Here is a 20,292-nt window from a genome sequence, read left to right as displayed (position 1 = left end):
TTCACGTTGCTCCTTCTAATCTTGTCTAGCCAGGCGTGGTCAATAGTTCCCCGTGATCATATGATCCTGCGCCGGACGGCGGGGACCAGGCTCGCCGAGCCGTCACTCGTGCGGCTGCAAGGGACGCCATGGTGGAAGTCTGTTCGCCACGTCCGCCCCAAGCTGCGCCACATGATCCTCGATAATCTCCGCAGGCACCTCAAGCTTGCATGACGCCCAACTTCCGGAGAGCCCCACGTCGCGTGATACGTTCGCAGCAATCCAGTCCCGGGGCACCGAGCCCACTCCCGCGATCTCGAGGCCGGCGGTCAGCCGCACGGCGACGAGCACCCATCGATGATCACGTAGCATGACGCTGTACTCGTGCCGCGACAGGTATGCAGTGAATCGTCCGGTCCGGGTTGTACTCTTTACCTCCAGGTGGGCGGAGACGGCCCCCTGGGCGAAGGCGATGTCGTATCCGAAGCCATCGGACCACGTCGACACATGGTCGACGCTGCCGTCGGCGCTTTCTCTGAGAATAGAAACGAGCGCTGCTTCGCCCGCAGCGCCCACCCGCTCGCGAACAGCGGTGTCGACCTTGCCCCAACTGGTGGCAAGCTGCTCAAATACCCCGTTCGCATCTAGTCCCAGCGCTTCCCCGGCCAAAACAATGTCCGAGGGCAACTCGTCCGGTGACTGAACGAGCTCGTCGGCGTCCTGCACCCAGGGGGGTGCTGCGTTCTCGAAGATCGCGCCGAGTACCAGGTTGGCCAACGGAATCGGGGATCCGACCTTTTCCAGGAGCTCCAGGTCACGCAGCCAGCTGAGTGCTGTCGCGTACTGAGTGGGTGACACGTCGCTGTACTGTCTGTGGGTCGTCAATAGTGCCTGGGCACGTGGGATGCCACCACTCATCGGGAGAATCTCCATCCAGCGCCGAGCAGCCAGCAGGATCGGCTCAGGTGGTAGACGCACGCAAGTGGCCCATCAACGACTGAAGGTCCCCCTGGTCGAGACCTCCCCCAACCGCAGGCTCCTCATCCAAATCGGCCAGCTGCTGAACGGCCGGGTCGTCGAGGATGCCACCCATAAACGTCAGCTTGTTCGCGAGCCGTGCCGCGACCACCTCATCGATGGTGCCTTCTGAGGCGAGGACGGTGATTCGGGTCGTGATGTCGGGACTGAGCCCGAGACGGTGAATACGGTCTAAGCTCTGTAGGAATCGGCCCGCGGCAAAGTCACGGTCAACGTATACCGCGTCGTGGCACTCGTGGTGCAGGCTGATCCCCTCGCCGAGCGTTGCAGGATTGGACAGCAGGACCATACAGTCCGGGTCACTCCTAAACCGTTGGATCTGCTCTTCGCGGTCGGGGGTACCGCCGTGGACCAGCGCGGGGCCAAACCGCACCAGAATTCGTTGCAGGGTGTTGAGGCTGCGGATGAATGTTGACCACACGAGCGTCTTTCGACCCTGGGCAGCATTCTCACGAACGATCGCAAGCACTTCCTGGTACTTCGGCGACATCTCGTAGGTGGGAAGGTCCTGCATTAACTGGTAAAGCGATGACCCCTCGGGAATCTGAAGCGGCGGCACTTGGTATGCAAGCGGCTCATACTGGGTGGTTCCGACTGCGAGGAGGGCAGGGCTGGTAGCAGCCATGAGCATGTAGACCAAGATCCTACCAAGAGCCTGGAAGTCGCCCTCGTGTCCAGTCGCACGAGTGGAGAACCGACCAACGAGGGCCTCGTAAATTTCGGCGTGCAATGGAGGCAGCGGTACAACTCGAAGGCTAGTCTCCACTGGCGGCAGATTGAGCTCATGTTTGGTCGTTCGCGTGAAGAGCGGCCTGAGCGTGCGGCTCGCATCGGCTAGGTCGCCACCGTTAACCGCCCGGAGTACGGTCTGGCGACCAGTACCTGGCCACACGAATCCGAAGAGGTTTTCGATGTCCTTGACACCGTTCGGGGCTGGTGTCCCTGTTAGGATGAGCCGCCGCCGACCGCGAGGGCCGAGAGCGAGGCACGCTGCGCCATACGCACCGTCCGCCCCGAGCTTCATCCGATGGGCCTCGTCCAGGATGATCATCGAGGGCCGCTCCGTGAGCCAGCGGCCGAGCGAGCTAACCATGTTGGGGAGGCGCTCATAGTTGACGATAATTGCTTCCACAGTGCTCGATGGGACGCCGTCGACCACCTCCATAGACAGCGACGGCTGCAAGCACTCACTATTCTCGTTGCACCACGCGTCGTAGCTCGACTTGGGCCCAACAATGAGTAGCCGCTCAATACTCTCCTGACGACGCAGCGCCTGGAATACGGCCAATCCGACTCTCGTCTTACCAGCACCGGGCACGGAGAAGTTGGCTCCATGCCGCAAAGACAGCAGCTTGGCGATGTCGCGCAGCTGGAACGACGTGAGGTCGCCTGTCCAATTGGGCCCGAGGAGGCCGGGTACAGCCTCGGTGTCCACCGTTTCCGTCGCGCTGGTATCGTTCAGCTGCCCGGAGAGCGTCTGAGCATCATGCAGCGAGTCAACTACGAGCGCCTGTAGCTGCGCGTCCCAGCTCACGTCGCCATCCGCTGTGTGCGGCCATCTGCTAAGCACCTCTAGGTTTGTCAGGAGGTCGTCGAGTTCAACCTCGACACTGCCTGGAGACCGCTGCGTACTGGTGCGGAAGCCGACTGCCAGCCTACGGAGATCGCCCTCCAACCCCGGCCGAGCCGTGAGCCGAGCACGTGTCACCTCGGCTGCGAGGCCCATAGTGAGGCTCGGGCCGTCGGCCGCCATCACCTTGATCGGACGGCTTTAAGGAGCCAGGCAACGCCTTCCCCTGGGGCGGGGTAAGTGCGTCCTGCCTGTCGGGCGAGAGTTTCAAGGCTGTCGCGGAGCACGATTAGTGCATCGTCAAACGCCTCGTCGTCCAGGGCTCGCTTTGCCTTCGCCTCAGCGAACTCGCTCGCGCACTGACTAACGTAGTCCGCTGCGTCAGTCAGCCGCTCAGGCACCGCAGTCTGCCTCTTCACGAGTTCTGCATTCTGCCCAGCAAGCTTAACCGCGACGTCGAAGGTACTACGGGCCTGTTTCATAACTGCAGACGCCCTAGCGATTTCTTCGGGGTTTGTGCTCCTGCCGTCAGAAGCCACAGCCTTGGCGCGGAGAAGTTGGTTCGTGAGAGCTTCGGCTGCTGCAGAAGCTCTACTCTGGCTCGGAAGGATCGCTCCTGGAATGCCCGGAACCGAGACCTTATACGAGCCCTGCACGTTCGGTCTAAGGTCCTCCGGGAGGCGGCTATCGAGATATCGCGTGTGAAAATCTGCCTCGGCGAGACGCAAGGAGGTCTTCGGGTAGTCCAGGAGAACCATTGCCAGGCGCGACTGCATCAGGGTTTTGGCAGCGTCAGAGTCCGTCATACTCAGCTTCGAAAAGTCGCGGTGGAGCTCACGTAGCTTTTCCTGGTGCTGTTCGAAATCAATCAGACGCAGGGCCGCCCCGTCCGCGGTCTTACTGCGGTCGATCGCGTCGAGTATGAGCGCGTAGACCCAGCGGTCTCGCTGCAGCGTCGCAAGCTTGATAGTGAAATCCTTCGCAACATCGGCTTCCGTGCGCCCGCGCCCCAGTTCCTCGTCGATCGCGATGAGTCGGTTGATGTAGGAATAGTCGCGCCGGCGGTCCTTCCGTAGCTGGAGCGACAACTCAACGGCGTTGATGTCTTTGCGCGAGGTGTCTTCCGGCAGAACGCCGACCCTGATGTTCTGCTCGCCGAGATCGATCAGCGCGGCGGCTCGAGTGTTGCCGTCGACCAGGATCCCATGGGGGGTAACGATGCCGGGCTCTCTCTGCCCGACGTCGTCCAGCTCGTCCATCAGCGCCGTGTAGTCGGGGTCCGTCTGGTCCGGGTTCGCGGGCCGCTGCCTAAGCAGATCGTGAAGGTAGTTCTGAGCTACTTGGCCCCAGGGATCCTCTTCGATAGCCCTATCGCGCTCTGGGTCGAGCGTCCGCTGTGCGCGTACTCGGTGGGTATCTGGGTTGAAGTAAAGGATGTCGACCGGCACGGAGATCACATACAGGTGGCGCAGCTCACCACGCCAGTCAATCGTGACCTTCGCGCCGACTTCAGTCATCGCCAGCTTCAGGCGCTGGTCGATAACTGCCTTGATTTCCTCCCCTTTGGGAGGTATGCCGAAGTCTGGCATAAAGAAACTCCTAGAAATTGAACTAGATCAGAATCAGTGTGCCAAACACCTGACGTGACATGCTGACAACAGCCTGCGACACGCTGCCGGCAACGCTAGGCGGAGCGCTTTGCTCGGAAGACCACTCACTTAGAGCGGTACACGAGTCTGCTAACTAACCTTCGAACGCAGCCGATCGACCGCAAACACATCGTGGCGAGCATGGTCGGACTGCCCCCGGAACGCCCGCCACTCCCCCAGCCTGAACATGGGCACGCCGCCGCGAACGCGCACCTCGACCACAAAGTCTCGGCTAATAAAGTCGACCCTGCGCTCAATCTCGCTGTCGGCGAGGCTTCCACCGAGCGCCTTCCGCAGCCCCGCGAACGAGACAAAGCCGCCGTGCTCACGCAGCGCCCGGTAGACCTCGTCATGGCTTCCCGCGCCGTGGTTCCCGGACGGGGTTCCGACCTTTCGTAGTGCGGACGCTATAGCGACCCCGACAGCGCGCGCTACCGGAGGCGGGAACGCGTTTCCTATCTGCCGGTAGGTTGCAGTCTTGCGCCCCTTGCGCTCGGCGAAGTCCCACTCGTACGCCCGACCGGACCAGCCCTGAATGCGGGCGACCATCTGATTCGTAAGTTTGGGGACGAAGTCGGCTGGGACGTCGGGACCAGGCGCTGCGTCAGCGATCCCAAGCCCGTCGACTCCCAAGGCGCGCCATTGGCGCTTTGCCCGAGTCGGGCCGAGATCGGGGCCGCCGTGCTTTTTGGAGCCGCCGACAACGGTCGGGGCAACCCGGTCGGCGCCCTTCGCCCAGTCCTCCGCACCCGGCCAGCCGTTCGCTGCCATCAGGTCATAGAGTGCGGCGCCCACCGTTTGTACCGCCGGGGTTGGCTCAGGCCATGCGAAGTAGGGCGCGAACTCTTCCCGCAGGGCCACGAGAATAAAGCGAGGCCGCAATTGTGGGACACCATAGTCCTTGGCCTCAAGCAGCCGCCAGTCGGCGCGGTATCCCAGCTCAGCGAACCGGTCGAGAACGGCCTGTCGATACCCGGCGAAACGCGGCATGGATAGACCGCGGACGTTCTCGAGCAGCACGGCGTCAGGCTGCATGCGACCAGCCGCCTCGACGGCCCAGGCGAACAGATCTCGCTCGTCGGACGAGCCCAGTTGCTTGCCTGCGATCGAGAACGGGGGGCACGGCACTCCGCCCGCAAGCAGGGACACGCCCGCATGTTCGGCGGGGTCCCACACTGATTCGTCAGCGACGTCCCCGACAGCAACATTCGGCTCGGGCTGCCCGTCAACGGCGGCAAGGCGCGACAGATTACGCGCCAGGGTTTCGGCCGCGTCTCGGTCTAGTTCGACTGCGAGTGTGTGCCGGAAGCCCGCAAGGTGCAACCCTAGGCTCTGGCCACCCGCCCCAGCGCAGATCTCGACCACTGTCAGCTCGCTCGCGCGTTTCATTCCGTCCATGATGTGTCTATTCTTTCAGACCCGGCGCCCCCATCTGGGACGCTCGCCGACCGACATGGGCAACAACACAGTTCTCCGCTTCCCTGCATGCAGGGCGGGAGGAAATGCTCACAGGGTCAAGTGTCTGGCTGAATTCCTGTAGACGTCCGATCGGTGCTCATTTCGCTACTGCACTGCTGACTTGGGAGCCGTTGGAATATATCCCACGGCCGCCAGAGCGGTGCAGAACCTCGGAAGATTGTCCTCATGGGGGAAGGGGTCAATGGGCACCTACCGACCAAGCTGGAGCAGGTCGGGTGCAGACATGGAAGACCCGGAGGAGGTCATGCTGCAACCCATCCGGGCCTTGACGAGGGCACGTACTGCCCAGGCTTCCGTTCCGCCCACGCGGCCATCTCCACCCCGAAGTGGTGTCCCTGTTCCGGCACGCAGTGGAACTGGAGATCCCCTACAACTACTTCACCCCCTGGATTGTCACACCCTCGGCAGACCTTCGCTGGGCCCGGCCGGTGGACTCTATCCCCGGCCGACCGCAACGCACCAAGCTTTGGAGGACTTCCCCGCGCAACCGGCGGAAACCCGGAGAGCCAACTAGGCTGATCCGGTGGAAATCATTGGAAAAATACAGATCGCCGACGGCAGCATCAGCCACATCACCGCTCACAGTGAGGGGTACGAGCCCGCCAAAGCCTCGCTACCGGAGAGCGCAAAGCAGATCGCGATCCCCGAGGAAAGCTGACCGGCATGCCCGACCAGAGGCGGACAGCACCTTACCCGGAGTGGGTCCTGATGTACCGGCAAGGACTCACCACCGCCCAAATCGCCGCCACAACCGGAGCCGCGCAAAGCACCGTCCGTTATCATCTGGCCATCGCCGCCGCCGCGCAACCCTCGATCAGGGATGATCACCGCAACGCATCCCGCACAACACCGGCCACCCGCATCACTCCCGCCGGGCTGCAAAACCTCCACGACACAATCGCCCTGTACAAAGCCGAAGGCCGACTGCCCTCAACCAAGTCCCCCTCTGTCCGGGAGCGTGCCTTAGCCACATGGCTGACGAGGCGGCGCCAGGACCACGACCAGGGCACTCTCTCCCCCATCTACAGCGACGGCCTGAAACAAGTCCACGGCTGGGAACTACGCACCCGCAAAACCAACGACGAAGCACGCTGGAGCCAGCGACTGCAAGAACTCACCGCCTACATGACCGCCGAAAACGACTGGCCCCGCCACAAGAAAACGGACACCGAAGAAGAGCGGATCCTGGGCATGTGGCTGCACATCCAACGCATGAAATACCGCCACAACGAACTGGAGTGCGACAAGGAAGTGCAGCTGAACACGCTTCTTCCCAGTTGGCGGGAAGGCAGGACCCGCGGACGCCCGCCTGGAACCCTGAACATCCGAAAAGCTTGATAAGAAGCACCGGACTGCTGGTATTGTTCACGAGACTTTGAAATGGGGGAAAAGTGGATTTAATTGCATTGGGTGCGCTAGTGGTATCCGGTCTGGCCTTTGGACAGAGTTGGATCACCGCGTACCAAACAGGTAAGCGTTCGGCTGTCACGCGAGCGCTGGAGATACTGACGTCGGAACAAATAGCTGAAGCTAGAACAGTTATTGGCCAGGCGGCCCGAAAGTCAAGTATCTCTGCAGGGGAAAAAGAGAAGTTTGTTGCTTCAGCGTTTCGCGTTATGTGGGCCTTGCAGAGTACAGATTTCGCTATCTATTCCATCAGAAAAACTGCGCTCGCGCCTCAGGAAGCCGTTTGGCTCTATCGGCATTTAGAGAACATCACGAGAGACTTGCACGACGCGATTAGGGCACACGGCACGGAGGCAAGTTGGGAGCCGACCCTTACGAACACGAACGCTGTACTTGTTGCGTTGCCCGAGAAGGTTAAGAATCAGTGGGGCAAAGAAATCGCAAGAAAGAACGTCACGCTACTGCCTCAACCCGCGCTTGGTTCCGGATCCAACAACCCACAACTACCAGGGCCCACTTCCTCACCCAATAACCCATGACGCAATCGTCCAAACGGGCACAGCAGTTTTGGCCGTGACCCTCCGGCCACTTACGTGATTGCTTTGATCAGGCAGGAGCTACTTACCTCCGAGTTGGGCTCTGGTCGGCGTTTCTGGTTCGGAATACTGAAAGCCCAGCGTGCAAGTGCGACCCATGGAGCTGAGTGGTGGCGTGAGAAAGACTGGACCTGCCCATAAACGCAGCAGAAGATGGCCTGACGGGAGCTGACTTGGCCACCCTAAAGCGCTTCAATATCCCTGAACTTATTGACCGAGGTTTCAAAGGATTTTGCACCTTCCAGGATCTTCGACCGCAGTATGCCCAAGGTGACGGCGGAGCACCAAGGTCTCCGGGCGTGTACGTGGTCCTCCGTATCAGCACAGCTGCCCCACAATTTCTTATTAAAGGTTTCGGCGGAACGCACAAGGCTCGAAAGGCAAATGCGCCTGTCAGTGAGCTTGAAGCTAATTGGGTGCCAGGGGCCGCCGTGATGTACTTCGGCAAGGCAAGCCAGCGTGTCAATGGCGGAGGTTTGTGGGATCGGATCAACGAATACTCGATCGCTGGCCAAGGGCGGAAGCATCTTCATAGCGGAGGCGAATACATATGGCAGTTGGCCGACGCCAGACATCTGCTGGTGGCCTGGAAGGTCACGCCAAGTGGGACGGAGAAGAAGCTTGAGGAGGCCCTGATCCTGGCCTTCAAAGACAAGTACGGGAAAATTCCCTTCGCCAACCGCACATAGTTGTATCACCCATGCACTCTTCGGTGGACCAGGTGGTGATGACGGGATTTGCTGTGATCGTCCTTGACGGGGCGATCAGCGGAAGCGGCCTGCGCGGCTGGCGAATCGTTGCTCGAGGCCGGGGCCCCTGCCTTCGGGGTTGTGCGAGCAGAAGACTTCATCGAGTAAGGGCCCGTTTTGGGGTATCTGATGGCCAAGCTTGGGCCACTGCTGAGCGAGGGCAGATAGGTTTTGTTTCTTTTCAATCGGGGTTGGTAAGCAAGCGTACCGAACGGCAAGGCACCCGGTCACATGGTGGGGGTTTTGTCACATCCTTTGACAATGGCAGTGGCGTCAGCACCCACCCGTCCCTGCCGCGCAAAAGCCAGGGCCTACTGCGACTCGTCCGCTACCCAGGGTGCCAACTGCTCTGCTGCCTGCCGCTTGGTAGGACGGTCTTCCTAGCGGCTTCATCGATGTCCTCGACGGTCAGGAGCGGTTCAGGCGAAAGTTGGCATTCCTTGTCGATTGATCAGCGGCGACAGAGCTGCAGCACTTATATCGGCGCATTTGAAATGTCGAAGGACGCGCGCGGCCAAAGCCGCACGCGTCCTTCACACCAAGTAGTTCAACGCTCCTGATCAGTCGATGAAGACCGACTGTTTGGCACTGTCCGAAGCTTCGAGAACGGCCACAACCTTCCCGCTCCGGTGGTGGAGCCAGTTTGCCACCGCCAGAAGCGCCACGAGCGCGAACGTGCTCAGGAGCTGGGGACGGGAGTCCTCGCCGATGAAGCCCACCGTGAAGATCGCTGCGAGGATGAGCAGCCCAAAGCACGTGAGCCACGGGAAGCCGGGCATCCGCAGGGGAAGCTCCGTTCCCTCGCGGTCGGCGCGGAGCCGCAGCGCGAGCTGGGCGAGCAGCGCAGACGTCCACACCAGCAGGCACGTCGAGCCCACGATGTTGAGCAGGACGGGAAGGACCTTCTCGGGGAAGGCCAACTCCAGCACAACCGTGACAACGCCGAAGGCGACGCTGGCCAGGACTGCGACAACCGGGACCCGGGCCTTGGACACGGAAGCAAGCAGGCGCGGAGCCTCACCCCGCTCGGCGAGCGAGAATGCCATCCGGGAGGCACCGTAGAGATTGGCGTTGAGGGCGGAGAGCAGTGCTGCGACGGCTACCAGCGTGATGGCTGTGGCTGCGCCGGGCATACCGGCGGCCTCCAGCACTGCAGCGAACGGGCTCTTCAGCCCTGCCGATCCCACGGGAACAACCGCCGCGATAACGAAGATGGCACCGATGTAAAAGACCAGGATGCGCCACAGCACCGTCCGGACAGCCTTCTTCACGCTGCGGGCCGGCTCCGCGGTCTCAGCTGCCGCCACGGACACGATCTCGGTGCCGCCGAAGGCGAATGCCACCACGAAGAGCGCCGTGGCAATACCGGCGAAACCGTCGGGCGCGAAGCCGGCACCGGTGAAGTTGGAGAGGCCCGGCGACTGCACGCCCGGCAGCCAGCCGAAGAGCAGGGCAGCGCCCACCAGGAGGAACCCGACGATGGCTGCCACCTTGAGCAGGGCGAACCAGAACTCGAACTCGCCGAAGTTCTTCACGCTGGTGAGGTTCACAGCGGTGAGCACCACGATGAACACGAAGGCCATCAGCCACACCGGCAGGGCCGGGAAGATGGTGGCCAGCAGGCCTGCCGCACCGAGCGCTTCGGCCGCGATGACCACCACGAGCTGCAGCCACCAGAGCCAGCCCACCGTGGCGCCGGCCACCGGCCCGTAAGCCTTGGCGGTGTAGACGGAGAAGGCGCCGCTGTCCGGGTTGGCGGCGGCCATCTCGCCGAGTGCCCACATCACGAGGATGATGAGGGTGCCGGCCACGAGGTAGGAGATCAGCACGGCCGGGCCGGCAGCCTGGATGCCGGCGCCGGAGCCGATGAACAGGCCCGCGCCGATGGCGCTTCCGAGCCCCATCATGGTGAGCTGGCGGGGTTTGAGTGCGGCGCCCAGTGCGCGGCCAGACGTCATTGTCTGTTGTTCCATGGGGAGTCCTCTGGTTGTAGGTGGAACGGATTGGGGTTTCAGGTCAGTCGATTGTTGAGGCTGCGTGCGCCTCAAGGAGCCGGAGTACGCGGTCGTTGGAGGCGGGATCGGCAACGGTGATCCGCACGCCGTCCCCCTGGTACGCCCGGACCAGGATGCCCGCGCGGTCAAACGCGTCCACCAGCCTCGCCCGGAGGGTCTCGTCCGCACGGATCCACAGGAAGTTGCCCTGGCTCGCCTGCAGTTTCCAGCCCTGGGCTTCCAGCTGGGCGGCCATCCGTGTGCGCTCCTGCCTGACCGCGGCGACGCGCGCTTCCATCTCTGCCCCGGCGTCCAGCGACGCGATGGCCGCCTTCTGGGCCAGCGCGCTCACGGAGAAGGGAAGGGCGGTCCGGCGCAGCCCCTCGGCAATGGCCGGCGCCGCCACGGCGTATCCCACGCGCAGCCCGGCGAGCCCGTAGGCCTTCGAGAAGGTGCGCAGGATGCAGACGTTCGGGTACTGGCGGTAGAGGGCCAGGGAATCGGGGCCGCTGCCCGCTTCGGCGTATTCCACATAGGCCTCGTCGATCACCACGAGGATGTCGGAGCGGACGGCTTGCAGGAAGGCCTCGATGCGTTCGTGGCTGATCGGCACGCCGGTCGGATTGTTGGGGGTGCAGAGCAGGATGACCTTCGTGCGGTCAGTGATGGCCGCGGCCATGGCGTCGAGGTCGTGGCCTTCAGCCTCGTCCAGCGGGATGCGGACCGGCCGGGCGCCAGCCAGCTCAACCAGGATGGGGTAGGCCTCGAAGGAGCGCCACGCGAAGATCACGTCATCTCCCGCGTCGCACAATCCGGTGATGATCTGCTGGAGGACGCCGACGCTGCCGGGCCCTACCGCGACCTCTCCGGCCGTGACGCCGAGGTGGCGGGCAAGCCGTTCGCGGAGTTCGACGGCGGCACTGTCCGGGTAGCGGTTCATGGTACCGGCCGCTGCGGCCACCGCGGCGGCGGCAGCGGGCAGCGGCTCGTAGTGGCTTTCGTTGCTGGCGAGGGCCGCGATGTCCGTGCCGGCGCTGCGCCGGCCCGGGACGTAGGGCGGGAGGCCGGACACCGCGCCGCGAAGGGTGGGAAGCGCGGTGTCCGGTGCGGTCAGGAGCTGATCACGGGTCATGAGGAACGATCATGTTGTGACCCGGCCCACAATGCAAGATACGCTCAACCCATTGGGACTTCTGCTCAACTTCTACTGTCTGTGGTGAAAATATGACCATCCCGAACCCCCGCACCGTGGATTCGCTCGACGGCAGGATCATCCTGGCCCTCGACAAGGATCCGGAAGCCAGCGCCCTGGCACTCTCACGGACACTCGGCGTCGCACGGAACACGGTCCACGCCCGGCTGGCACGGCTCGAGCGCAGCGGCGCCCTCCGTTCCTTCAGCCGGAGACTGGATCCCGCCGCCCTTGGCTATGACCTCATGGCCTTCCTCTCACTGTCCATCAGCCAGACCCGGACAGGTGCGGTGGAAGACGGGCTCGCCGCGATTCCGGAGGTCATCGAGGTGCACGCCACCACCGGGGACGCGGACCTCATGGCCAAGGTGGTGGCCCGCAGTACGGCCGATCTCTACCGCATCACCAACCAGATCCTGGAAATCGAAGGGATCCAACGGACCAGCACGGCCATTTCCGTACTGGAACTCATGCCGCCCCGCTACGACGGCCTCCTCAGCCGGCTCTCGGAGCAGGAATCCCGCCCTTCCACCTAAACTCGGGTGACGTGCGCCACAAGTGGGCATATTTTCACTTAGGCCTGCATCCACCTGCCAAATATCCCAATCGAACTCGAGTCTCTTGCCTATCTGCTGACCAGCGCACAAGCTTCCTGCATGACTTCACTTACCGTCTCCGGCCGCGTGGCGCAGGTTCTCAGCAGCTACATCAGCGATGTCTTCGGCGTGATGGGCAACGGCAACGTCTACTTCCTGGACGCCGCGGAAAAGCTGGGCCTCCGCTTCTCCCCCGTCCGCCATGAAGGCGCCGCCATCGCCGCGGCCGACGCCTACTACCGGACATCAGGACGTCTCGCAGCGGGCACCACTACCTACGGCCCCGGCTACACCAATGCCCTCACCGCCCTCGCAGAGGCGGTCCAGGCGCAAATCCCCGTGGTGCTGGTCACCGGGGACGCTCCCACCAGCGGCGCCCGGCCACAGGACGTCGACCAGACGGCAATCGCCGTGGCCCTCGGCGCGGCGACCTTCACCGTCACCCGCGAAGCCGCGGGCTCGATCACAAGGCAGGCGGTGGAGTACGCGCTCACCAAGCGGACCGCCGTCGTGCTTGCCATTCCCTACGACCTCGCGGCACTAGAGGCTGCGGACGAGGAACTTCCGGCGCCGCGCACGCCGAAGGTGACGGACGACGTCGACGGCGGCTTTGGGCAGGTAGCCCGCCTGCTCGCCGAGGCGAAGCGGCCGCTGATCCTCGCCGGCCACGGTGCGCATCTCGCCGGAGCCGGCCCGGAGCTCCGGGAGCTCGCCGACCGCCTCGGCGCACTGACTGCCGGAACCGCCCTGGCGCTCAACCTCCTCAATGGCGAGGGGTACCTGGGCGTCGCGGGCGGTTTCGGCACGGACACCGCGGCCGGGCTCATGGGCGAGGCCGATGTGGTCCTCGTGGCCGGGGCAAGCCTGAGCCCCTTCACCATGCGGTTCGGGCACCTGCTCGGCCCGGACAGCACCGTCATCCAGATCGACACAGCCCTGCAGCCGACGCACCCCCGGGTGGACACATTCGTCAGCGCGGACGTGAAGTCTGCAGCCGCACGCATTCTGGGGATGCTGGATGGCACGGCCTCGCCGAACGCCGGCCGCGCAGAAGCCTGGCGTGCGGAAGCCCGCAAGCGCCTGGCCGAAGGACCGGCCCATCACCCAGGCTCCGACGAGACCCCGGACGGCCGGCTGGACCCGCGCTCCCTGGCTACGGCACTGGATGCGGTGCTGCCGGAGCGCCGCACGGTGGTCCAGGACGGCGGGCACTTCGTGGGCTGGGCACCCATGTATTGGCGCATCCCGCGGCCGCAGGACCTGGTCATGGTGGGGACCGCCTACCAGGCCATCGGGCTGGGCCTTGCCAGCGCCGTCGGGGCGGCCCGCGCCGTGGAGGACGGCCGCACGCTGGTGCTGGCCTCCGGCGACGGCGGTTTCCTGATGGGCCTGTCCGACCTCGAGTCGCTGATCGGGGCGGCAAGCAGCGCCGTCGTCGTGATTTATAACGATGCCGCGTACGGAGCCGAAATCCATCAGTACGGCTCCCAGGGCCTGACTCAAAAGCCCATGCTGATCCCCGAGGTGGACTTCAGCGGCATCGCCCGCGCGCTCGGTGCCGAGTCTGCGATCATCCGCTCACTGGCGGACCTTGCCGCGCTCACGGACTGGATCGACGCCGGTGCCAAGGGAACCTTCGTGGCCGACTGCCGGATCACGTCGAGCGTCCGGGCCCCGTGGCTGAGCGAATGGATGGAGGCCTCGCAGGCCGCGAAGGCGGCGGTGGCGGGCTAGCTGGAATTCGCAGGTCCACGGCCCAACTACCCCTTTTTGCTTCCGTTGATCGCGTCCCCGAGCCAATTCATGCCGCCTCTGATTTCGGTGACCAGCGGTGAGCGAATCCGGTACCTTTAGGCTGGCAGGATTCCGGAACGGCTCAGCAGTGCCCGGGTCTTCGGGTGCTGCGGGGTAGTGAAGATCTGGCCTGGTGGGCCCTCCTCGACGATGATTCCTTGGTCCATGACAACAATTCGGTCGGCAATTTCCCGGGCGAACTGCATTTCGTGGGTGACGATGACCATGGTGGTTCCCTGCTGGGCGATTTTCTTGATGACGGAGAGGACTTCGCCCACCAGTTCCGGGTCCAGTGCCGATGTGGGTTCGTCGAAGAGCATGACGCTGGGTTCCATGGCGAGGGCACGGGCGATAGCAACGCGCTGCTTTTGGCCGCCGGAGAGCTTGCTGGGGTAGTTCTCCATCTTGTCGCCTAGTCCCACCATTTCGAGGTTGGGGACGGCTATATTGCGGGCCTCTGAGGCGGAGAGCTTTTTCACGTCCCGCAACGGTGCCATGACGTTGCCCAGGGCCGTCTTGTTGAGGAACAGGTTGAAGTGTTGAAAGACGAACCCGATGTCGGTGCGCTTTTGGGCGGTAATCGAGGCTTTTTCGGCGATCAGTCCGCCGTCGCGTTCTTCGTAGCCGATCAGGTGCCCGTTGACGTAGATCCGCCCGGCTTCGATGGTTTCCAGTTTGTTGATACAGCGCAGCAGGGTGCTCTTACCGGATCCGCTGGACCCCAGGATCGCGATGGTTTCGCCGCGGTGGACCACCAGGTCCACGCCCTTGAGCACTTCCACCCGTTTTTCCACGTGGGGGCGGCCCGCCAGTCGGCTCCATAGCGTCCGCTTTGTTTCCGAGACGAAAGTTTTGTGGACGTCGCGGACCTCGATGATGGTCTCGTCAGCCATTGGCCCGGGCCTTTCGTTCAAGCACTACCACGATGCGCGAAAGCGGCAGGCTGATAATCAGATAGAGAATGGCCGCGGCGGTATAGATGGCCGTGGTCTGGAAGGTCTGGCTGTTGAGGATGTTGGCTGTCTTCAGGATCTCGGTCACGGCGATCACCGAGGTCAGCGCGGTGTCCTTGATCATCGCGATGAAGTAGTTGCCGATTGGCCCCATGGAAACAACGAATGACTGCGGAATGACCACTTTCCAAAGGGTTTTGGTGGGTGTGTATCCGAGCGAGAGGGCGGCCTCGGTTTGGCCGTGTTCCACGGACAGGATGGCGGAGCGGAAAACTTCTGAGAGATAGGCGGCGTAGTTCAGGCCCAGGCCCAGGATGCCGGCCGGAACCGGTTCGATGGACACCCCGATGCTGGGAAGCACGAAGAAGATGTAGACCAACTGCACCAGCAGCGGGGTTCCACGGATCACTTCGAGGTAGAAGGTGGCTATTCCGCGGAGGATTTTGATGCTGGAGATCCGCGCCAAGGCAATCAGGAGGCCGAGGACTAGCGCCAGCGCCATGGCGCCCAGGGCAAGCTGGACGACAACGGGCACGGCAACAAGGAGGGCAGGGAACACGGCGAGCGTGTTGGTGATGAAGTCCATGAAGGAATCCCTAAGTCAAGGGTCGGGCAGGGCCGGCGGAGCCGCGGCATTAGCGAATGCCCGCCGGCCCTGCGTGAGTTGAAATCTACTTGACCATGTTGGCTTCACCGAGGCCGTACTTCTTGAGGATCTCAAGGTACTTAGGCGAATTCTTGAGCTCAGTCAGTCCCGAGTTCAGGTCCTGCAGCAGCTGCGTATCGTCCTTGCGCACTCCGGCTCCGATGATGCCCGGGTAGAACGGCTTATAGGGGTCGACGAGCTTGAGCTTGGGATTCGGTTTCTGGACGAGGCTGTAACCGATGACGGCGCTGTCCGTGAACACGGCGTCGACCTGTTTGTTTTCCACTGCTGCGAGCAGGGCCGCCTGCGAGTCGAAGAGCTTGACCTGGCTTCCGCCGAGGCTGTCCACGAGGTCCTTGAATACCGTGCCGGTCTGAGCGCCGAGCACCTTGCCCTTGACGTCGTCGCGCGAGGCCAAAGTGGAATCCGCGGGAACCACCATGGCCTCACCCTCGGTATACCAGGGCTCGGTGAAGTTGATCTCCTTCTTGCGATCATCGGTGATGTACATAGCATCCACGATGACGTCGGCCTTCTTCGCCTTCAGCGCCGCAATCAGCGTGGCGAACTCCGAGGTGAAGACTTTGACCTTCCATCCCTTCGCCGCGGCGATGGCGTTGATCATTTCCCCGTCGATGCCTTTGAGTTCACCGGTTGCCTGGTCGGTGTAGGAGAAGGGGGCGTCGTTGGAGGTGGCGATGGTAATGGTCTTCTGTTCGGCCCCGCCAGTGCTGGACCCGCCGCCGCTTCCTGAGCCGCAAGCGGTCATGGCCAGGGCGACAGCTACGCCCATAGGCACCAATGCAGCAAACCGCTTGCGGAGCATATTTTTGTTCATCGTGAAGTGCCTTCGTTAGTGATGGTTTTTATCGGTTGAAGCGGTCGAGCCGCAGGGTAGCAGTGGCCTTGTGAGCCTCCATGCCTTCGAATCCGGAGATCGTTGCCACGTAGTTAGCCAGGCGCGGAGTGGCGTCTTTTTCGACTCGCTGAAACGTCAGCGGTTTCAGGAAGCGGGATACCGAGAGCCCTGCCGAGGACCGGGCGCCGCCACCAGTGGGCAGGACATGGTTGGTGCCTGAGGTGCCCTTGTCTGAGTAGGCAACCGTGGACCACGGACCCAGGAAGATGGAGCCGTAGTTTTGCAGGTTCGCATGGTAGTAGGAATCGTCGGACGTTTGAATCTCGAGGTGTTCCGGCGCCAGCAGGTCCATGATCTGCACCGCCGTCGCGCGGTCCTCGGCGACGTAAACGGTGCCGTAGTCCCGCCACGCCGGGCCGGCGATGTCCCGGGTGTCCAGCGTCCGCAGCTGCTTGCTGATATGCCGCATGACCTCCTCGCCGAACTCCTGGGATGTGGTCACCAGGGATGCCGGTGATTGCGGTCCGTGTTCGGCTTGGCCGAGAAGGTCCGCAGCCACAAGCTCCGCATCCGCCGTTTCGTCAGCGATCACGGCGACTTCGGAGGGGCCCGCAAGGAGATCAATGCCGACGCGCCCGAACAGCTGGCGTTTGGCCTCAGTTACGTAGGCGTTGCCTGCGCCCACCAGAATATCCGCCGGCGCGCGCCTCAGCCCCTTCACCCTGCGGTTCGGGCACCTGCTCGGCCCGGACACCACAGTCATACAGATCGACACCGCCCTGCAGCCGACCAACCCCCGCGTGGATACATTCGTCAGCGCAGACGTGAAGTCCGCTGCCGAACACATCCTGCGGATGCTGGATGGCGGAACTTCGAGTGAAGCCTGGCGCGCGGAAGCCCGCAAACGCGTGGCCGAAGGACCGGCCCAGACCGCGGACGGCCGGCTGGACCCGCGCGCCCTGGCCACAGCATTGGACGCCGGGCTGCCGGAGCGCCGCACGGTGGTCCAGGACGGCGGGCACTTCCTCGGCTGGGCACCCATGTACTGGCGGATCCCGCGGCCCCAGGACCTGGTGATGGTGGGGACCGCGTTCCAGTCCATCGGGCTGGGACTCGCGAGCGCCGTCGGGGCTGCCCGCGCCGTGGAGGACGGCCGCACCCTGGTGCTGGCCTCGGGCGACGGCGGTTTCCTGATGGGACTGTCCGACCTCGAATCGCTGATTGGCGCGGCACACAGCGCCGTCGTCGTGATCTACAACGATGCCGCCTACGGAGCCGAAATCCACCAGTACGGCTCCCAGGGCCTGACCGAAAAGCCCATGCTGATCCCCGAGGTGGACTTCAGCGGCATCGCCCGCGCGCTCGGTGCCGACTCGGCGATCATCCGCTCGCTGGCGGACCTGGCCGCACTCACGGACTGGATCGACGCCGGCGCCAGGGGAACCTTCGTAGCCGACTGCCGGATCACCTCGAGCGTCCGGGCCCCGTGGCTGAGTGAGTGGATGGCGGCCTCGCAGGCGGCGAAGGCCGCGGTGGCGGGGTAGCTGCCCGGATGGCACGAAGAAGGAGACCGACGACGACACCCAGTGTCGCCGTCGGCCTCCTTTTTATGCCCGGCGGTGCTGCTATCCCCCGCAGGGCGCTGGAGCCTAGGCCGCCGTTGGAAGCGTTACGTAGCTGCCCTCGATGACGCTGGCAGCAACAACGGGAGTGCCGTCTACTGTGACATAGCTGCCACGGGTGACGGGGCCCAGGTTTCGGGCGCCAGCGACGGTGACATAGCTGCCCTCGACGCCGGCGGGGACGCTGCCGGCGGGGAGAGTCACGTAGCTGCCGCCGCGCACTGCGGTGTCAGCGACAGTGATCCGGGTAGCGTTGTTGAGAGTGGTTTCGGTGGTGGATGAGGAGGTTGCGGGGCGTTCGGTCAGCAAAGTCATGGGTTCTCCGTGGGGTTTCGGGATGAGTGCCATACAGGTTCTTGTGCCGCTCAAGCAGGAGGGCGGTTGCGCGTTATGTCGCTTGCCCCGCTGGCCCGGGTATGTTCACCGGTGCGGTACTCAAGGGCTACGGTGGCCTGTATGTAACTTTACGGCTTATTCTGAGCTACTCAAAATAAGGTGGGAAGGCTCACGTTTACGCAAGGCGGCTGTTCGCCATCCGATGCGGGGACTAGTCTGATCCGCATCAACGTCCACCGCCGTCAAGGAGCCGTCATGGCCGGGTTTGTGCAGATCATCGAATTCAAGACCTCCCGCATCAAGGAGATCGAAGAACTGGGCCGTCCCTCAAGAACCGAGGGGAGCACTCCGGCCACGTTGCGCCGCATTGTTGCCACAGCGGACAGGGACCACCCAGGGACCTATTTCACCATCGTCGAGTTTGAGTCCTTTGACTCGGCAATGGAGAACTCCGGCCGGCCGGAAACGTCGGAGTTCGCTGCCAAAATGGCGGAACTGTGCGACGGACCCGTGATCTTCCACAATCTGGATGTCATGTGGGAGGACACCGGAGACGGCGCGGGCAACGGCTAGCCAGCTTCAGCAGGCCGCCTGACGGGGCGCCGGCGCAACCTTCCCGGAACCGTGGCGAACCCAGTTCGCCACGGGTGTAAGGGTCCTGCTGAAACAACCTAGCCTTGGTACATCGGATTCAAAGCCTCATCAGCTGTTTCCTGGGTCCTGTCCGCGGTAAACAATTTCGAAAACCACCCGAAAGGTATGCACCCATGCGGATACTCGTCGTCGGAGCCGGAGCCACAGGCGGGGCGTTCGGTACGCTCCTGCAGGAAGCGGGACGGGATGTCACCTATTTGGTGCGTCCGCGCAAGCAGGAGGTCCTTCGCCGCGACGGGTTACGCTTCATTTCCCCCACCGCTGACCGGACGCACCCGGTAAAAACCATCACCGCTCCGGACGGGTCAGAGGCCTTCGATCTGATCCTCGTCACGGTCAAAGCCACCGCGTTCGAGGGCGTAGTCGGCGAGATTGGCGCCTTCGTCGGGCCCGGAACGAGCATCATTCCCATCCTCAACGGCATGGCCCATGTGGACCGGCTTGAGCAGTTGTACCCGGGCAAGGTGCTCGGCGGCCTGGCCCGGATCGTCGCCACTCTCGACGGCGATGTGGTCCGCCAGCAGATGCCCCTCACGTCCCTCACGGTGGGCGGGCTGAGCGGAAACCCTGTCCCTACGGATGTTTCCGAAGCTCTGGACGTGCCCGGCGTCGACTTCTCGGTAGTGGACGACGTAGCCGGCGCCCTGTGGGAGAAATGGGTATTCATCGCGGCCGCGGGGATCGTCAACTGCCTGTTCCGGGCGCCGGTTGGACGGATCATCGACGCCGGCGGGCGGTCCAGGATCCTGGAGGCCATTAGTGAAACCGAAGCGGTGGCGGCGGCGGCAGGACATCCCGTTTCCGACGCGGGTCATGCACAGGCAGTCGGTATCCTGACTGAACCGGGATCGGCGTTCACTTCCTCCCTGTACCGGGACCTCAGCGCAGGGCTCCCATCGGAAGCCGAGCACATCCTCGGCGACCTTGCCGGCAGAGCCCGCAGCTTCAACGTCCCTACGCCTCTGTTGGAGCTCACCCTCATCCAGATCAGGGCCGGCCTGCAGCGCTGAACCACTCCGGCGCGGCCCGCACGCGGCGGAGCCAGCGCCCGGAGCGGGAGAGCTGATCAACCGGGGACGCCGTGCTCTTCCCGCTGCACCGAAGGACCGGACAAGACTGCCGCATCACATCGAGCGTCCGGGCCCCGTGGCTGAGCGAGTGGATGGAGGCCTCGCAGGC

The 20,292-nt window shown here is 63.5% G+C and carries 20 protein-coding genes; 9 read left to right on the top strand and 11 right to left on the bottom strand.

The window, feature by feature from the left end; all coding sequences use genetic code 11:
* Window positions 1–102 precede the first annotated feature (102 nt).
* From ACX80X_RS17055 to ACX80X_RS17040, 4 genes are all read right to left on the bottom strand, one after another.
* Window positions 103–837, bottom strand: a complete 735-nt coding sequence (locus ACX80X_RS17055) for a protein NO VEIN domain-containing protein (protein WP_459312777.1) — start codon at window positions 835–837, stop codon at window positions 103–105.
* A 103-nt stretch (window positions 838–940) separates the two neighbouring features.
* Entirely contained in the window at window positions 941–2,770 is a 1,830-nt protein-coding gene (locus tag ACX80X_RS17050; RefSeq protein ID WP_459312775.1) for a DEAD/DEAH box helicase, read from the bottom strand.
* Complete coding sequence (locus tag ACX80X_RS17045) at window positions 2,770–4,176, bottom strand: hypothetical protein (RefSeq protein WP_459312773.1); 1,407 nt, start codon at window positions 4,174–4,176, stop codon at window positions 2,770–2,772. Before ACX80X_RS17045 ends, ACX80X_RS17050 begins: the two co-directional genes overlap by 1 nt.
* A gap of 150 nt (window positions 4,177–4,326) precedes the next feature.
* Complete coding sequence (locus ACX80X_RS17040) at window positions 4,327–5,634, bottom strand: DNA cytosine methyltransferase (protein WP_459312771.1); 1,308 nt, start codon at window positions 5,632–5,634, stop codon at window positions 4,327–4,329.
* 604 nt (window positions 5,635–6,238) lie between these two features.
* On the opposite strand from ACX80X_RS17040, the gene ACX80X_RS17035 reads away from it, so the two are divergent.
* The 4 genes from ACX80X_RS17035 to ACX80X_RS17020 all read left to right on the top strand — a co-directional run bounded on the left by ACX80X_RS17035 (window position 6,239) and on the right by ACX80X_RS17020 (window position 8,407).
* Complete coding sequence (locus tag ACX80X_RS17035) at window positions 6,239–6,373, top strand: hypothetical protein (protein ID WP_459312769.1); 135 nt, start codon at window positions 6,239–6,241, stop codon at window positions 6,371–6,373.
* A gap of 5 nt (window positions 6,374–6,378) precedes the next feature.
* Window positions 6,379–7,053, top strand: coding sequence for a helicase associated domain-containing protein (locus ACX80X_RS17030; RefSeq protein ID WP_459312767.1), 675 nt, complete (start codon window positions 6,379–6,381; stop codon window positions 7,051–7,053).
* A 53-nt stretch (window positions 7,054–7,106) separates the two neighbouring features.
* Window positions 7,107–7,661 carry a hypothetical protein gene (locus ACX80X_RS17025; protein ID WP_459312765.1) on the top strand — a complete coding sequence of 185 codons (555 nt, stop codon included), beginning with the start codon at window positions 7,107–7,109 and terminating at the stop codon, window positions 7,659–7,661.
* A 230-nt stretch (window positions 7,662–7,891) separates the two neighbouring features.
* Window positions 7,892–8,407 (top strand): hypothetical protein, encoded by a 516-nt coding sequence (locus ACX80X_RS17020; RefSeq protein ID WP_459312763.1) that lies wholly within the window; start codon window positions 7,892–7,894, stop codon window positions 8,405–8,407.
* 620 nt (window positions 8,408–9,027) lie between these two features.
* Here ACX80X_RS17020 and ACX80X_RS17015 read toward each other — a convergent pair.
* On the bottom strand, window positions 9,028–10,440 hold the full coding sequence (locus ACX80X_RS17015) for an amino acid permease (protein ID WP_459312761.1): 1,413 nt from the start codon (window positions 10,438–10,440) through the stop codon (window positions 9,028–9,030).
* 43 nt (window positions 10,441–10,483) lie between these two features.
* Complete coding sequence (gene hisC, locus ACX80X_RS17010; protein WP_459312759.1) at window positions 10,484–11,593, bottom strand: histidinol-phosphate transaminase; 1,110 nt, start codon at window positions 11,591–11,593, stop codon at window positions 10,484–10,486.
* A 92-nt stretch (window positions 11,594–11,685) separates the two neighbouring features.
* Here hisC and ACX80X_RS17005 point away from each other — a divergent pair, with 92 nt between their 5' ends.
* Both ACX80X_RS17005 and ACX80X_RS17000 read left to right on the top strand, forming a co-directional pair.
* Window positions 11,686–12,189, top strand: coding sequence for an Lrp/AsnC family transcriptional regulator (locus ACX80X_RS17005; protein ID WP_056346961.1), 504 nt, complete (start codon window positions 11,686–11,688; stop codon window positions 12,187–12,189).
* A gap of 120 nt (window positions 12,190–12,309) precedes the next feature.
* A complete protein-coding gene (locus ACX80X_RS17000; protein ID WP_459312757.1) occupies window positions 12,310–13,983 on the top strand; it encodes a thiamine pyrophosphate-binding protein in 1,674 nt (557 codons plus the stop codon).
* Between the two features lie 116 nt (window positions 13,984–14,099).
* Here the strand turns inward: ACX80X_RS17000 and ACX80X_RS16995 are convergent, their stop codons facing one another.
* From ACX80X_RS16995 to hisD, 4 genes are all read right to left on the bottom strand, one after another.
* A complete protein-coding gene (locus tag ACX80X_RS16995) occupies window positions 14,100–14,936 on the bottom strand; it encodes an amino acid ABC transporter ATP-binding protein (RefSeq protein WP_459312755.1) in 837 nt (278 codons plus the stop codon).
* The gene (locus ACX80X_RS16990; RefSeq protein ID WP_160678140.1) at window positions 14,929–15,582 is read right to left on the bottom strand and encodes an amino acid ABC transporter permease; all 654 of its coding nucleotides are present in this window, start codon (window positions 15,580–15,582) and stop codon (window positions 14,929–14,931) included. Before ACX80X_RS16990 ends, ACX80X_RS16995 begins: the two co-directional genes overlap by 8 nt.
* 85 nt (window positions 15,583–15,667) lie before the next feature.
* Window positions 15,668–16,480, bottom strand: coding sequence for an ABC transporter substrate-binding protein (locus ACX80X_RS16985; protein WP_160678138.1), 813 nt, complete (start codon window positions 16,478–16,480; stop codon window positions 15,668–15,670).
* A gap of 28 nt (window positions 16,481–16,508) precedes the next feature.
* Window positions 16,509–17,186, bottom strand: a complete 678-nt coding sequence (gene hisD / locus ACX80X_RS16980) for a histidinol dehydrogenase (protein ID WP_459312752.1) — start codon at window positions 17,184–17,186, stop codon at window positions 16,509–16,511.
* On the opposite strand from hisD, the gene ACX80X_RS16975 reads away from it, so the two are divergent.
* A complete protein-coding gene (locus tag ACX80X_RS16975; RefSeq protein ID WP_459312750.1) occupies window positions 17,173–18,045 on the top strand; it encodes a thiamine pyrophosphate-dependent enzyme in 873 nt (290 codons plus the stop codon). The two genes, hisD and ACX80X_RS16975, sit on opposite strands and share 14 nt — an antisense overlap.
* Before the next feature lie 105 nt (window positions 18,046–18,150).
* Here ACX80X_RS16975 and ACX80X_RS16970 read toward each other — a convergent pair whose 3' ends face one another.
* A complete protein-coding gene (locus tag ACX80X_RS16970; RefSeq protein WP_459312748.1) occupies window positions 18,151–18,438 on the bottom strand; it encodes a hypothetical protein in 288 nt (95 codons plus the stop codon).
* Window positions 18,439–18,714: 276 nt separating this feature from the next.
* Between ACX80X_RS16970 and ACX80X_RS16965 the strand changes: the two genes are divergently transcribed.
* Both ACX80X_RS16965 and ACX80X_RS16960 read left to right on the top strand, forming a co-directional pair.
* Complete coding sequence (locus ACX80X_RS16965) at window positions 18,715–19,032, top strand: hypothetical protein (RefSeq protein ID WP_459312746.1); 318 nt, start codon at window positions 18,715–18,717, stop codon at window positions 19,030–19,032.
* A gap of 194 nt (window positions 19,033–19,226) precedes the next feature.
* Window positions 19,227–20,123, top strand: coding sequence for a ketopantoate reductase family protein (locus tag ACX80X_RS16960; protein ID WP_459312744.1), 897 nt, complete (start codon window positions 19,227–19,229; stop codon window positions 20,121–20,123).
* Window positions 20,124–20,292: the final 169 nt, after the last annotated feature.

This window comes from Pseudarthrobacter sp. MDT3-1 (genome assembly GCF_054510755.1).
Note: the sequence above shows the minus strand (reverse complement) of the source record. Positions and strands in the feature narration are given on the sequence as shown.